The 13684-nt window shown below is 70.1% G+C and carries 13 protein-coding genes, 1 tRNA gene and 1 pseudogene; 7 read left to right on the top strand and 8 right to left on the bottom strand.

The window, feature by feature from the left end; genetic code table 11:
* The 4 genes and pseudogenes from ACZ562_RS33115 to ACZ562_RS33100 form a co-directional block, all read right to left on the bottom strand.
* Positions 1-339, bottom strand: a pseudogene (locus ACZ562_RS33115) (SH3 domain-containing protein); the annotation flags it as partial.
* 79 nt (positions 340-418) lie between these two features.
* Positions 419-1690 carry an ATP-binding protein gene (locus ACZ562_RS33110; RefSeq protein ID WP_471186887.1) on the bottom strand — a complete coding sequence of 424 codons (1272 nt, stop codon included), beginning with the start codon at positions 1688-1690 and terminating at the stop codon, positions 419-421.
* A complete protein-coding gene (locus tag ACZ562_RS33105; protein WP_471186884.1) occupies positions 1687-2448 on the bottom strand; it encodes a hypothetical protein in 762 nt (253 codons plus the stop codon). The genes ACZ562_RS33110 and ACZ562_RS33105 overlap by 4 nt, the downstream gene beginning before the upstream one ends.
* 168 nt (positions 2449-2616) lie before the next feature.
* Positions 2617-3123: a protein-tyrosine phosphatase family protein gene (locus tag ACZ562_RS33100; RefSeq protein ID WP_471186881.1), complete on the bottom strand. Its 507-nt coding sequence runs from the start codon at positions 3121-3123 to the stop codon at positions 2617-2619.
* Between the two features lie 103 nt (positions 3124-3226).
* Between ACZ562_RS33100 and ACZ562_RS33095 the strand changes: the two genes are divergently transcribed.
* Positions 3227-4030, top strand: a complete 804-nt coding sequence (locus tag ACZ562_RS33095; protein ID WP_471186878.1) for a nuclease-related domain-containing protein — start codon at positions 3227-3229, stop codon at positions 4028-4030.
* Positions 4031-4138: 108 nt separating this feature from the next.
* Here ACZ562_RS33095 and ligD read toward each other — a convergent pair whose 3' ends face one another.
* Entirely contained in the window at positions 4139-5020 is an 882-nt protein-coding gene (ligD, locus tag ACZ562_RS33090) for a non-homologous end-joining DNA ligase (protein WP_471186875.1), read from the bottom strand.
* A 71-nt stretch (positions 5021-5091) separates the two neighbouring features.
* Between ligD and ku the strand changes: the two genes are divergently transcribed.
* Positions 5092-6168, top strand: coding sequence for a non-homologous end joining protein Ku (ku, locus tag ACZ562_RS33085; protein WP_471186872.1), 1077 nt, complete (start codon positions 5092-5094; stop codon positions 6166-6168).
* Between the two features lie 133 nt (positions 6169-6301).
* Here ku and ACZ562_RS33080 read toward each other — a convergent pair whose 3' ends face one another.
* Together ACZ562_RS33080 and ACZ562_RS33075 are read right to left on the bottom strand one after the other, a co-directional pair.
* Positions 6302-6802 carry a peptidylprolyl isomerase gene (locus ACZ562_RS33080; RefSeq protein WP_471186869.1) on the bottom strand — a complete coding sequence of 167 codons (501 nt, stop codon included), beginning with the start codon at positions 6800-6802 and terminating at the stop codon, positions 6302-6304.
* Between the two features lie 146 nt (positions 6803-6948).
* Entirely contained in the window at positions 6949-7500 is a 552-nt protein-coding gene (locus ACZ562_RS33075; protein ID WP_471186866.1) for a tellurite resistance TerB family protein, read from the bottom strand.
* Positions 7501-8079: 579 nt separating this feature from the next.
* Here ACZ562_RS33075 and ACZ562_RS33070 point away from each other — a divergent pair.
* Positions 8080-8376, top strand: coding sequence for a GYD domain-containing protein (locus tag ACZ562_RS33070; RefSeq protein WP_471186863.1), 297 nt, complete (start codon positions 8080-8082; stop codon positions 8374-8376).
* Positions 8377-8630: 254 nt separating this feature from the next.
* Here ACZ562_RS33070 and ACZ562_RS33065 read toward each other — a convergent pair.
* Positions 8631-8702: transfer RNA gene (locus tag ACZ562_RS33065), tRNA-Arg, on the bottom strand.
* A 125-nt stretch (positions 8703-8827) separates the two neighbouring features.
* Between ACZ562_RS33065 and ACZ562_RS33060 the strand changes: the two genes are divergently transcribed.
* From ACZ562_RS33060 to ACZ562_RS33045, 4 genes are all read left to right on the top strand, one after another.
* Positions 8828-9397 (top strand): response regulator, encoded by a 570-nt coding sequence (locus tag ACZ562_RS33060; RefSeq protein WP_471186860.1) that lies wholly within the window; start codon positions 8828-8830, stop codon positions 9395-9397.
* A gap of 163 nt (positions 9398-9560) precedes the next feature.
* A complete protein-coding gene (gene nrtL, locus ACZ562_RS33055) occupies positions 9561-10763 on the top strand; it encodes an ArgS-related anticodon-binding protein NrtL (RefSeq protein WP_471186858.1) in 1203 nt (400 codons plus the stop codon).
* 73 nt (positions 10764-10836) lie between these two features.
* A complete protein-coding gene (gene lysA / locus ACZ562_RS33050) occupies positions 10837-12228 on the top strand; it encodes a diaminopimelate decarboxylase (RefSeq protein ID WP_471186855.1) in 1392 nt (463 codons plus the stop codon).
* A gap of 162 nt (positions 12229-12390) precedes the next feature.
* Positions 12391-13683, top strand: a complete 1293-nt coding sequence (locus tag ACZ562_RS33045) for a homoserine dehydrogenase (protein WP_471186852.1) — start codon at positions 12391-12393, stop codon at positions 13681-13683.
* Position 13684: the final 1 nt, after the last annotated feature.

Here is a 13684-nt window from a genome sequence, read left to right as displayed (position 1 = left end):
GCTGGTGTTTCCGGTGCTGTTGGGGCGGCCGGTGGTGGTGCTGGTGTTTCCGGTGCTGTTGGGGCGGCCGGTGGTGGTGCTGGTGTTTCCGGTGCCGTTGGGGCGGCCGGTGGTGGTGCTGGTGTTTCCGTTGGGCCGGCCGGTGGTGGTGCTGCCGTCCCCGTTGTCGGTGGGCCGGCCGGTGCTCATGCCGTTGCCGTTGCTGGGGCGGCCGTTGCCCTGGTTGCCGCTGCCCCAGTCGCCGTCCGCGGCGGCGGGGGTGACCGCTGCCGCGGTGACGAGGGCGCCGGCGGCGGTCGCTATGGCGAGGCGGCGGGCGAGGGAGGAGCGCAGGGGCATGGGGGGTACCTCCATAAAGGGGCGAAAGGGTCCAAGTTGACCAATCGCCACACTAGGAGTGATCGCCGGGTGCCGCCCGTCACACTGCGCCATCGGGGAAGACGGGCCCGCCGGGCCTCCCCTGAGGCAGCGTCAGCGTGGCGCACGCCCCGCCGTCCGTCGCGTTCCCGAACTCCAGCCGCGCGCCCAGCACCTCCGCCTGGCCGAGCGCGATCGTCAGCCCGAGCCCGTGCCCCTTCGTCCCGCCCTCCGTGCGGAACCGCTGCGGCCCGTGCTCGACGAGGTAACCCGGATAGCCGTCCCCGTGGTCCCGCACGGTGACGACCGGCCCGTCCACGGTCAGTTCCACCGGCGCCCGCCCGTGCCGGTGCGCGTTCGCGACCAGATTGCCGAGCACCCGCTCCAGGCGCCGCCGGTCCGTCTCCACCCGGGCGTCCCGTACGACCCTGACCTCGGTGGCGGTCCCCGACGCCCGCACCACCCGTTCGGCCAGCGCCGCCAGCGCCTCCGTGTCCAGCTCCAGCCGCTCCCGACCGGTGTCGAGGCGGGAGATCTCCAGCAGGTCCTCGGTGAGCGTGCGCAGCGCGGCCACCCGGTCGCGCACCAGCTCGGTCGGGCGGCCCGCCGGCAGAAGTTCGGCCGCAGCGTGCAGCCCGGTCAGCGGGGTACGCAGCTCGTGCGCCACATCCGCCGTGAACCGCTGCTCGCTCAGCAGCTTGCTCTGCAGCGACGCCGCCATGGTGTCCAGCGCGGCGGCAACCGCGGCGACCTCGTCCTGCGGGCGCGCCGGCTGCTTCGTACGGGGGTCGTCGACGCGCGCGTCCAGGTCACCCGCGCTGATCCGCCGGGCCACCTGCGCCGTCGCGTGCAGCCGCCGCGTCACCCGGGTCACCGCGAGCGCGCCGACCAGCAGCGTCGCCCCGATCGCCAGCGCCGACGACCACACGATCGCCCGGTCGAGCCCGTCGATCGTGCGCTTGCCCTGCGAGTAGTCGACCTCGACGGCAAGGGTGCGCCCGCCGTCCACCGGACCAGCCGCCCACATCGTCGGGCGCCCGCGGTACTCGCCGACCATCGTGCCGCGCTCCCCGCCCGCGGCCAGCCTCCGCAGCGCCGCCGGCAGGCCCGGCGGGTCGACACCGGTGCCCGGCAGGAGCGTGTCCCCGGCCTCGTATGCCGCCGTCGCCTCCGTGAGGCGGGACAGGGCGAGCTCGCGGGCCTGGCCGACCGTCTGGTCCGCCACCGAGACGTGCACGAGGACTCCGAGCAGGGCGGCGAGCGCGCAGCACATCACGGTGATGAAGGCCGCGGACTTGGTGCCGAGCGTTCCGGCCCAGCGGGGGAGTCTCATTGCGCGCTCGCGGCAGGGGATGCCGGCCGGGACGCGGACGGGCGCTTCGAGCGCTTCGCATGCTTTCCGTGCCCCGTGCGCAGCATCTCGTCGTGCGTGAGCAGCATGACGTGCTGGTCCGGGTCCCAGGTCCACTGGAAGCGGTACTCGTAGTCCGCGATGTCGGACGGGGAACGGATGATCACGGACCGCCCAGCCAGCTCGACCCCGGTCACGGCGTCGTCGTTGGACATGACCTGGACCAGCCTGCCCGCCTGGACCGTGTAGACGCGCACGGCCGTCTGGTTGCCGGGCAGCAGCCGGAACCCCAGCGTCAGGTCGTCGTGCCCGTCGCCGGTGAGGTCGCGGTAGTACGCCTTGAGGACCGGGCACCTCCCGCCCGCACCCGTACCCGTACCCGTATGCGTGCCCGTCCTGCGGCAGGCGGCCATCCTGCGGGCCGTCTCGTGGTACGGCGCCTTCGTGCCCGTGTACGAGTCCGGGTGCTGGAAGATCTCCGTGCGCACGACGGCCGCCGGATCCACCTTGTGGATGTTGTCGCCGGGAACCGTGATGCCCCGCATGAGCTCGGCCTCGCCGTCGTCGTAGTCCCAGGCGGGACTGGAGGCGGGCGCCAGATCCGGCCACAGCTTGTCCGGGCTGATCGCGGTCGGGGTAGCCCCCGCCGCCCGCAGCCCGCCGGCGTCTCCGCAGCCGACGGCGGTCGCCACCAGGAGGGCGACGAGGGCGGCGGTGCGGGCGGAACGACGGGCGGGCACTGTGCTCCAGGGCTCAAGGCAGGGCAGGGTGTCGGGGCATGGCCGACGGCCCCGTACACCCTATTCGCACGCAAGTCCTCTTGCGTCGGCAGTGACGACCATCCGCTACGTCGCCACTCCGCAACCCCGCCACCCCGCTCCCCGCTACTCCGACACCCCGCTACTCCGTTATTCCGCGAGCTCCTCCAGCAGCCGGGCCGTCGGCAGCCCCGCCTGCAGGTACTCGACGAAGAGCTCGTTGTGCAGCGCCCACGGCGAGCGACGGGACCGTATGAGCCGTATCGCCTCGTCGGCGGAATGCCCCAGACGGACCAGCGCGTGCGCGACGACCAGGCCCGAGCGGTTGTAGCCGTGGTAACAGCGGACGAGGACCTTCCGGCCCCCGCCCAGCGCCTCGCACGCGGCCTGTGCCAGGCGGATCACGCCCGCGAGCTGCGTCCCGTCCAGCGGCCCGTCGGGAATGGGCCACACATGGTGCTCGACACCCGGCTCGGGCCCGTGTCCCGGCAGCCTCAGCAGGGTCTGCACAAGATCGAACTGGTCCCGCACGACGGCGAACTCGAGCTGTCCCGAGAGCCCTTTGAACTCGTGCCCGCCCATCCACAGACCGGGCACGACTTCATTCCACGGGCTGTCCGGAGCCGGTACGTCGGGTTGCTTCCTGCGTGTCCGCAACGGCGCCTCCCCAAGCCCCTGCCCCAGCCAACTATCCCCAAAGGTAACCGGCTTCTTGCCCTGCGGCACCCCGTCTGTTCCCATGGTCAAGGGGTGATGGTGCATGAGCGGACTGCGCGTCATTCCGACCTGGCGAGACGGTCAGGAGCGGCTTTACGTCTGCCTCACGGACGGCAGGAACATCGCCTGGTACGACCGTGAGGCGGCTCGGGTCAACCTGCTCAGCGAGGACCGCAGAGACGACGTCCTCGAAGCCCTGGGCCCCTTCATCACGGGCCCGGTGGCAGTGGGCCCGCCGCCGGTCCCGACCCCGGCGGAGCTGGCCCGCCTCTCCCTCCACCCGGACGACGACCTTGCGCCCAACCGCCCGGGCGAGGCGCTCCAGGTGGCCCTGGACCGGGACCCGGGCCCGCCGCACCGCCTGCGCCCCGACCCGCGCCGCAGGGCGCTGGCCGCCGAACAGGCGGTGGGGGAGGCCCTGGACCGGCTGGACGGGGCGGGCTGGCACACCCTCCACTCCATCCCGCTGCCCGGCGGGGACCGCGTCCACCACCTGGTGATCGGGCCCGGCGGCCTGTTCGCCGTCCACACGCTGTACGCCCGCAAGACCAGGGTCACGATCGTCGACCCCATGGTCACGCTGGGCCGACACGAACCGCGCGCGCTGCTGCGCCGCGTCCGCGCCGACGCCGACCGCGCGTCCTACGCCCTGACGGCCGAGGTCCACCCGGTCCTCGCCCTTGCCGGCCCCGCGGACGTCGCGATCACCGCCCCGCTCCGCGAGGTCCGCGTCCTGACGGACCAGGAGATCGCGAGTCTGGCCCGGCTGGGCGGAATGCTCAAGCCGGCGGATGTGGAGTCGCTGCACGCGATGGCACGGGACCGGCACACATGGACACGGGTGTGAACCGGTCAGCCTGCTGAACGGGGCGGCGTTGCCCGCCTGCTCACCACCGGCGCCCACGTCCAGCGTGTGCTGCCGGGATCAGCGCCCGGGGGCAGCGCCTGAGCCCGGTCACGGCAGCGGGCCCGCGCGGTCCGCGTCGAGCAGCGGCGCCAGCAGATCGCCGTAGTCCTGCAGGCGAGGCGCGAGGTCCTGCGCCCGGAACACCAGCTGCCCGGGCGCCCCGCACTCCTCGACCTCGCTCCACGTCACCGGCGCCGACACCAGCGGCTCCGCTCGCGCCCGCAGCGTGTAGGGCGTGGCCGTGGTCTTCCGGGCGGCGTTCTGGCTCCAGTCGACGAAGACCTTCCCGGGCCGCAGGCTCCGCGTCATCCGGTGCACGACGAGCCGCGGCATGGCCTTCTCGGCCTCGACGGCGAGCTCCTTGGCGTACTCGGTGGCCTGCTCGGACGGCCTCGGCCGCAGAGCTGCCAGCAGATGCAGCCCTTTCGACCCGGATGTCTTGGCGTACGCCTCGATCCCGTCCGCCGCCAGCCGATCCCTGAGCCACAGGGCGACCTCGCAGCACTCGACGACCGTGGCGGGCGGGCCGGGGTCGAGGTCGAAGACGAGCCGGTCGGCCTGGCCGGGCGCGCCGATGACCCACTGGGGCGTGTGGAACTCGGTGACGAGGTTCGCGGCCCAGACGAGGCTGGCCAGGTCCTGCACCAGCACCATCCGGGCCGGGCCCTCGGACCGGGGCACGTCTGCGGTGGTGACCCAGTCGGGCGTACCCGGAGGCACGTTCTTGGCGAAGAAGAGCTGGCCCTCGGGCCCGTCCGGATAGCGCAGGAAGGACAGGGGCCGGTCACGCAGATGGGGCAGCAGGGCGTCGGCCGTGGTCGCGTAGTAGTGCAGCACCTCGCCCTTGGTGAAGCCCGTGGCGGGATACAGCACCTTCCCCAGATTGCTGAGTGCGACCCGCCGCCCCTCCACCTCTGTGATCGGCGTCATACGATAAGAATCCCAAATATTCCGCCCGAAGTGATCGAAATAGCCTCAAACCGTTCGAAAGGGTGCTGCACGTGCGATCCATCTGGAACGGCGCCATCTCGTTCGGCCTGGTCAGCATCCCGATCAAGCTGGTGAACGCCACCGAGAGCCACTCGATCTCCTTCCGCCAGATCCACATGGAGGACGGCGGCCGCGTCCGCTACCGCAAGTTCTGCGAACTGGAGGACCGAGAGGTCAGCGGGGCGGAGATCGGCAAGGGCTACGAGGACGCGGACGGCTCGATCATCCCGGTCACGGACGAGGACCTCGCCCACCTGCCGCTCCCGACGGCGAAGACGATCGAGATCGTGGCCTTCGTGCCGTCCGACCGGATCGACCCGCTCCAGATGGACGCCGCGTACTACCTGGCGGCGGGCGGCGCCCCGGCCGCAAAGCCGTACACGCTGCTGCGGGAGGCACTCAAGCGCAGCAACAAGGTGGCGATCGCGAAGTTCGCCCTACGGGGCCGGGAACGCCTCGGCATGCTCCGGGTGGTGGAGGACGCCATCACCATGCACGGCCTCCTGTGGCCGGACGAGGTCCGCACCCCCGAGGGCGTCGCCCCCGACACCAAGGTCACCGTCAACGAGAAGGAACTCGACCTCGCGGACGCACTGATGGACACCCTCGGCGAGGTGGACCTGGAGGACCTGCACGACGAGTACCGCGAGGCCCTCGAAGAGGTCATCGCCGCGAAGGCCACAGGCGAGGCGCTGCCGGAGACACCGCAACCGGCAAGGTCCGGCAAGGTGCTGGACCTGATGGCCGCACTGGAGAAGAGCGTGCGCGAGGCGAAGGTGTCCCGGGGCGAGGAGCCGCCGTCCGAGGAGGCGGAGGTCAGACACCTCCGGCAGCGCAAGGCGGCGCGGGCGGCACCGAAGCAGACGACGGGCAAGAAGTCGACGACGACGGCGAAGAAGACGGCGGCGTCGGCCAAGAAGTCGACGTCCAAGACGGCGGCATCAGGCACGAAGAAGACGGCGGCGACGAAGAGCACGGCAAAGAAAACGCCCGCCAAGGAAACGACGCCGAAGAAGACCACCGCAAAGAAGACCACCGCTAAGAAGACCACCGCAAAAAAGACGGCGTCCCGCAAACGGACGGCGTGACTGTGCCACTGCGTGACTGCGCCGGTGCGTGACCGCGCGACCCGCGCACCGCGTGACCTGCGCACCGCGTGACCTGCGCACCGCGTGGCGCCTGCTTCGCAGCCGCAGGTCCCGTCAGCGGTACCGGGGTGGGTCAGTCAATGACCTTGGCGGCCTCGATGATCACGGGCTGGGTGGGCACGTCCTGGAAACCACGACTGCTGCCGGTCCGCACCTGCTTGATCTGGTCGACGACGTCCTGCCCCTCGACGACCCGCCCGAAGACGGCGTAACCCCAGCCGCTCGGGTTCTTCGCCGTGTAGTTGAGGAACTCGTTGTCCGAGACGTTGATGAAGAACTGCGCGGTGGCCGAGTGCGGATCGTTGGTCCGCGCCATCGCCACGGTGTAGGCGTTGTTCTTCAGCCCGTTGTCGGCCTCGTTGGTGACGGGCGCCAGAGTCGGCTTCTGCGCCATCTCCGCGGTGAACCCACCGCCCTGGACCATGAACCCGTTGATCACCCGGTGAAAGATCGTCCCGTCGTAATGCCCATTGCCGACATACGTCAGGAAGTTCTCGACGGTCTTGGGCGCCTCGGCGTCATTGAGCTCAAGAACGATACGGCCGTGATTGGTGGTCAGCTCGACCCTGGACATGAAATTCGTCCCTTTCTGACGGGGCTTGGCCGCAGCATCTTGTCACACGACGTCAGACGCCCTCCTCCAAAGCCCCGATGGTCTCCCCACACGACGCACCCTCGGACGCCGATGGAACATCACGAGCCCGATCCCTCGCGCCCTCGTCAGATGCCGAACTCATGGGTGGACAGGCCGAGCACCGAGCACGCCTCGCGCAGGATCTGCTCCTCGGCCGGCGCGACGAATCCGTCTGCGCCCGCGACGACGAAGCCGGTCTGCACGACCGCCCTGGCCTCCGTCGGCTTCTTCGCAGCCTTGGCGATCTCCTGCAGAGCCTCGGCCTTGGCCTGCTGGAAGTTGAGCGCCAGCTGGTCGACGTGCTTGTTGAAACGCTGCCGCAGCTGGTCGGGGGGGAAGTTCTGCAGGACGTCGTTGTGCAGGATCAGCGACTCCACATGCTGCCGCTCGGCCGGGTCGACGTGCCCGTCAGCGGCGGCGACCAGAGCGCACATGGCCATGCTGGCGTCGCGGTAGGCGCCGCTTTTCAGCTCCGCCTTGAGGGAGGTGAGCTGGGACTTGACCGTGTTCACCAGCTGGGCCCGCGATCCCCCGGCGGACCCTGCACCCGGCCGCCCGTGTCCGCCGGAGCCCCGCGTTCCCTGTGCCTGCTGTTGCAGACCCCTGGCCTGGTCCTTGATCCGATCCCACATCGCCATCCGTGCCACCTCAGCTACAGCCCATGTTGTTCGGTCGTCCGCGTGCGTTCCGCGTGTCCTCCTGCCAACTCCTCCCAGCCCTCCGAAGTTCCAGAGCCGGCAGGCCGCTGTCCCGTGCGCGGGCCGTGCGTGTCTTCCTGGCTCGATCCTGATCTCCGAAGCACGGCGGCAGGCGACGAACGTGGGCACGAGCCGGGCGGGCATCTGACGTCAGATTTCTTGACAGAGACGCGTGTCCCGCAGTGGGCGGTGAGGACCTCCGGGTCTGACGTGAGCACGGAGACCGGTCCCTGGGACGGCGAGGGCAGTGGCGCTTCGCCGCTGTCCACAGACAGTCCGGCAAGGGTGATCTTTGGAACTCGGTGTTTCGAGGGTGTCGGGCGGCTGCGGATTGCGGTCGCCGCCCGCCCTCGCTGCCGTCATCACCGTGGCTCGTGGTGGCGAGCTGGCCACCGCTTGAGGAGTTCGATCGCTCATCGTCGCATCACTCGTCCGACTGCTTCTGAATGCGCATCACGCGCATGGTGCTCAGAATTTGATCGACGATGTTTTCTGTCTCCTTCATAGGGGTGAAAGACCATGCCGATGTATGTCTCGTTGCTGAACTGGACCGATCAGGGGATCCGGGGCTACAAGGACACCCCGCAGCGCGCCGAGGCCTTCGCCGCGGCGGCACAGAAGCTGGGGGTGAAGGTCCTGAACCTCTACTGGACCGTCGGTCCGTACGACATCGTGGCCGTCGTGGAGGCGCCGGACGACGAGACCGCCACTGCGGTGCTCTTGCAGGTCGCCGGGCTGGGCAACGTCCGTTCCACCACCCTGCGGGCCTTCGGCCGGGAGGAGATGGACCGCATCATCGCCAAAGCCACTGGCTGAGTCCTTTCGGATCGAGGACCCGTTTCGCGAATACGAGTGACCCGCCCAGGGGCGGGACGCTCCGCAGCCCGTGGACCTGTCCCTGGGCTTCGCCATGCCGCGGCGACCTGCGCCGATGACCGGCTTTCCTGTCCACGAATAGTCCACGGACGCCGACATACGGCGGCCCAGAGTGGCATACGCCTGCACATACGCGAAGACCCCGTCCTCAGCAAAAGCGCTGACGGCGGGGTCTTTGGGCACCTCATGCAGGGTGCCCCCGGCAGGATTCGAACCTGCGCACACGGCTCCGGAGGCCGTTGCTCTATCCCCTGAGCTACGGGGGCGTGTCGGTCGCTGTTCGCGGCGACGGGTAGAACCCTACCAGCTCCTTCGGGGTGTCCATGAACGGGTTTTACGTGTCCCGGACGCCTTTGGCGAGGGGGCGTGGCGAGGTGGCGGGGCTCGCGGGATGGTGGCTCGCGTCCGTGCGGGGCGGGGTCGCCCTGACGGCGTGGAAGTGGGGAAAACCCGGACGCGGTGGCCGGTCTGGACCTACTCTCGAGTTGTGCCGGGCGCGTCGGGTCGGGTGCTTGTTGTGGACGACAACAAGGTCATCCGGCAGTTGATCAGGGTCAATCTCGAGCTTGAGGGTCTCGAGGTCGTGACCGCGGCTGATGGTGCCGAGTGTCTGGATGTTGTTCATCAGGTGCGACCCGATGTGGTCACCCTGGATGTTGTTATGCCCCGGTTGGACGGGCTCAGGACCGCGGCGCGGCTGCGCGCCGATCCGCGGACCCGTCATCTGCCTCTTGCCATTGTCAGCGCCTGTACGCAGTTCGAGGTCGAGAGCGGACTCGATGTCGGCGTCGACGCCTTCCTCGCCAAGCCCTTCGAGCCCGCCGAACTCGTACAGCTCGTACGGCAGTTGATCGCGGGGAAGCAGGGGAGGGGGAGTGGTGGGGGTGACACCCCCTTTGGAGGCGCCTTCGAAGTCCGGGGGACCGAACAGGCTCAGCGGGCCGGTCACGCCGGCATCTGACCGACGCGTCGTGGCGCCCTGCTGATCGCGCCGCTGATCAATCCCTTACCGTCGGCGGCTGGCCAATCGCCCGGTGTCGCCGATCACCCCTACTTCGTCCACATCCCGGAACCCCGGTAAACCGGCTCGCACACCCACCCCCCTCCTCCCCTACGCTTGTCCCGTGACCCCCGTCGAGCTCTCCCGCACCGTGCTGCGCGCGGTACGTCGCGCTGTGGACGACGGAGAGCTGAGCGTGAGCGTGCCCGCACGGGCCGTTGTCACGCCACCCGGGCCCGGTGGCTGTGGTGACTACGCCACCAACATCGCCCTTCAGCTCGCCCGGCCGGCCGGGCAGCCGCCCCTGCGCGTGGCCGAGGTTCTGCGGCCGCATCTGCTCGGCGCCCACGGAATCACCGACGTCGTCGTCACCGGGCCGGGGTTCATCAACATCAGCCTCCAGCGGACCGCCGACGCCGCCCTCGTCGAGGAGATCCTTCGGCGCGGTCCTCGGTACGGGTTCGTCGACGCGCCGACCGGGCAGCTCTGGCAGCTCCACGCCGCTCACGACGTGCGTGCCGTCGTCGTCGCCGACGCCACCGCCCGGATCCTCCGTTCGCAGGGTGCCCTCGTCCGGATCACGTGCGAAGCGCGGCCCGAGCCGGAGTGGACCGACGTCCTCGGCGTCGCCGTCGACGCGTACGGTGCTCCCGAAGCGCCCGCACCCCTCGACGCGTACGGTGCTCCCGAAGCGCCCGCACCCCTCAACGCGTACGGTGCTCCCCAAGCGCCCGTGCCCCCCGACGCGTACGGTGCTCCGGAAGCGCCCGCGCCCCTCGACGCGTACGGTGCTCCCCAAGCGCCCGCACCCCTCGACGTCGACATCCGTCCCGTTCCCGTCCCGGCTTCCGCCGACCCCCTGCGCCTCGGCCGGGACGCCGGCCGCTGGGCCCTGCTTCTCCCCGCCGCCCACGACCGGGCACGGATCACGGACGATCACCTCGTCCAGCGCGAGGGCAACCCCCTCTTCCGCGTTCGTTACGCCCATGCACGCACCCGGGCCCTGAGCGGTAACGCCGCCGACCTCGGCTTCGGCGCGGAGCCCGGGCCCGTAGGCGTGGACAGTACGGGTCCTCTCCTCACCGTCCTTGCCGACCACCCCCGCATCCTCGGTACCGCGGCGACGCACCGCACCCCCGACCGCCTGGCCCGGCACCTCGTCACCGTCGCCGATGCCGTGTTCCCTCTCCTCCCCTCCGTCCTGCCGCGCGGCGGGGAGAAACCCTCGGCCGCCCACCGTGCCCGGCTCGCCCTTGCCGAAGCCGCCGGGACGGTGCTGGCCGGCGGCCTGACCCTGCTCGGTATAGACGCACCCGACCACCTCTGATCAGAGACTCCGACAAGACACCCCCGTCGCCAGAGACTCTGACGCGAGACACAGAGAGCCACCGGAAGAAGAAATGAGCCGTTCCGCACACCCCGCCGGGCCCCGTCACGCCGACGTCCTCCCCGAGGGCCACTACTCCGCCCCGCCCGCCGACCTCAACGCCCTCGACCCCAAGGTGTGGGCCCAGACCGTCGGCCGTAACGCCGACGGCGTCGTCACCGTCGGCGGAATCGACGTCAAGAACCTCGCCGAGCAGCACGGCACCCCCGCCTACGTCGTCGACGAGGCCGATTTCCGTGCCCGGGCACGGGCGTGGCGTACCGCCTTCGGGCAGGACGCCGACGTCTTCTACGCGGGCAAGGCGTTCCTCTCCCGTGCCGTCGTGCGCTGGCTGCACGAAGAAGGGCTCAATCTCGACGTCTGCTCCGGCGGCGAGCTCGCCACGGCCCTCTCCGCGGGGATGCCTTCCGACCGCATCGCCTTCCACGGCAACAACAAGTCCCCGGAGGAGATCGAACGGGCCATCCGCGCCGGTGTCGGGCGGATCGTCCTCGACTCCTTCCAGGAGATCGTCCGCGTGGCGCACATCGCGTCGTCCCTGGGGAAGCGGCAGCGGGTCCAGATCCGTATCACGGTCGGCGTCGAGGCCCACACCCACGAGTTCATCGCGACCGCCCACGAGGACCAGAAGTTCGGCATCCCGCTCGCCGGCGGGCAGGCCGCGGAGGCCGTGCGGCGCGCGCTTCAGCTCGACGGGCTCGAGCTGATCGGGATTCACTCCCACATCGGGTCGCAGATCTTCGACATGTCCGGCTTCGAGGTCGCCGCCCACCGCGTCGTCGGACTCCTCAGGGAGATCCGCGACGAGCACGGTGTCGAGCTGCCCGAGATCGACCTCGGGGGTGGGCTCGGTATCGCGTACACCAGCGGCGACGACCCGCGCGAGCCTCACGAGATCGCCAAGGCGCTCACCGACATCGTCAACCGCGAGTGTGAGGTGGCCCGGCTCCGTACGCCCCGTATCTCCGTCGAGCCGGGGCGTGCCATCGTCGGTCCGACCGCCTTCACGCTCTACGAGGTCGGCACCGTCAAGCCCCTCGACGGGCTGCGTACCTACGTCTCCGTCGACGGCGGCATGTCCGACAACATCCGGACCGCGCTGTACGACGCCGAGTACAGCGTCGCCCTCGTCTCCCGTACCTCCGACGCCGAGCCCATGCTGGCTCGCGTCGTGGGCAAGCACTGTGAGAGTGGCGACATCGTCGTGAAGGACGCATTCCTGCCCGCGGATCTGGCACCCGGTGACCTCATCGCCGTACCCGCCACGGGTGCGTACTGCCGGTCCATGGCCAGCAATTACAACCACGTCCTCCGCCCGCCCGTCGTGGCGGTCAAGGACGGTGAGGCGAGGGTGATCGTCCGGCGGGAGACCGAAGAGGACCTTCTGCGGCTCGATGTCGGGTGAGCCACCCAGAGAAGCACACGGAAAGGAAAGGGCGGAAAGATCTCCTGTCTTCCGCCCCCGTACAAATGAAATAGATATCTCACAATCCGGACGAGGCATAGAAACTCCCGTCCGGTGAGTGAAACTGGTCCAACCGATGACGGTATGAGGAAACGAGGTCGGATGATGCGTACGCGTCCGCTGAAGGTGGCGCTGCTGGGCTGTGGAGTGGTCGGCTCAGAGGTGGCGCGCATCATGACGACGCACGCCGACGACCTCGCCGCCAGGATCGGGGCCCCCGTGGAGCTGGCGGGCGTGGCCGTCCGCCGGCCCTCCAAGGTCAGGGACGGTATCGACCCGAGCCTGGTCACCACCGACGCCACCGCCCTCGTCAAACGCGGCGACCTCGACGTCGTCGTCGAGGTCATCGGCGGAATCGAGCCCGCCCGCACCCTCATCACCACGGCGTTCGAGCACGGCGCCTCGGTCGTCTCCGCGAACAAGGCCCTCCTCGCCCAGGACGGGGCCGCTCTGCACGCCGCCGCCGAGGAGCACGACAAGGACCTCTACTACGAGGCCGCCGTCGCCGGAGCCATCCCGCTGATCCGGCCGCTGCGCGAGTCCCTCGCCGGTGACAAGGTCAACCGGGTGCTCGGCATCGTCAACGGCACCACCAACTTCATCCTCGACAAGATGGACTCCACGGGCGCCGGGTATCAGGAGGCCCTCGACGAGGCCACCGCCCTCGGGTACGCCGAGGCCGACCCCACCGCCGACGTCGAAGGATTCGACGCCGCCGCCAAGGCCGCCATCCTCGCCGGTATCGCCTTCCACACGCGCGTGCGCCTCGACGACGTCTACCGCGAGGGCATGACCGAGGTCACCGCCGCCGACTTCGCCTCGGCCAAGGAGATGGGCTGCACCATCAAGCTCCTCGCCATCTGCGAGCGGGCGGAGGACGGTGGGTCCGTCACCGCGCGCGTGCATCCGGCCATGATCCCGCTCACGCACCCCCTCGCCTCCGTGCGGGGCGCGTACAACGCCGTGTTCGTCGAGTCCGACGCCTCCGGGCAGCTCATGTTCTACGGGCCCGGTGCCGGGGGTGCGCCCACCGCGTCCGCCGTGCTCGGGGACATCGTCGCCGTGTGCCGCAACCGGCTCAGCAACACGACCGGGCCGGGCGAGTCCTCGTACGCCGCCCTGCCGGTGTCGGGGATGGGTGACGTCGTCACCCGCTACCACATCAGCCTTGACGTCGCCGACAAACCGGGTGTTCTCGCCCAGGTCGCCACCGTGTTCGCCGAGCACGGTGTCTCGATCGATACGGTTCGGCAGCAGGGCAAGGACGGCGAGGCCTCCCTCGTCGTCGTCACCCACCGTGCGTCCGACGCCTCCCTCACCGGGACCGTCGAGGCGCTGCGCAGCCTCGACACCGTGCGGGGTGTCGCCAGCATCATGCGGGTTGAAGGAGAGTAAC

The sequence above is a fragment of the Streptomyces sp. NPDC040410 genome, from assembly GCF_055595715.1.
Note: the sequence above shows the minus strand (reverse complement) of the source record. Positions and strands in the feature narration are given on the sequence as shown.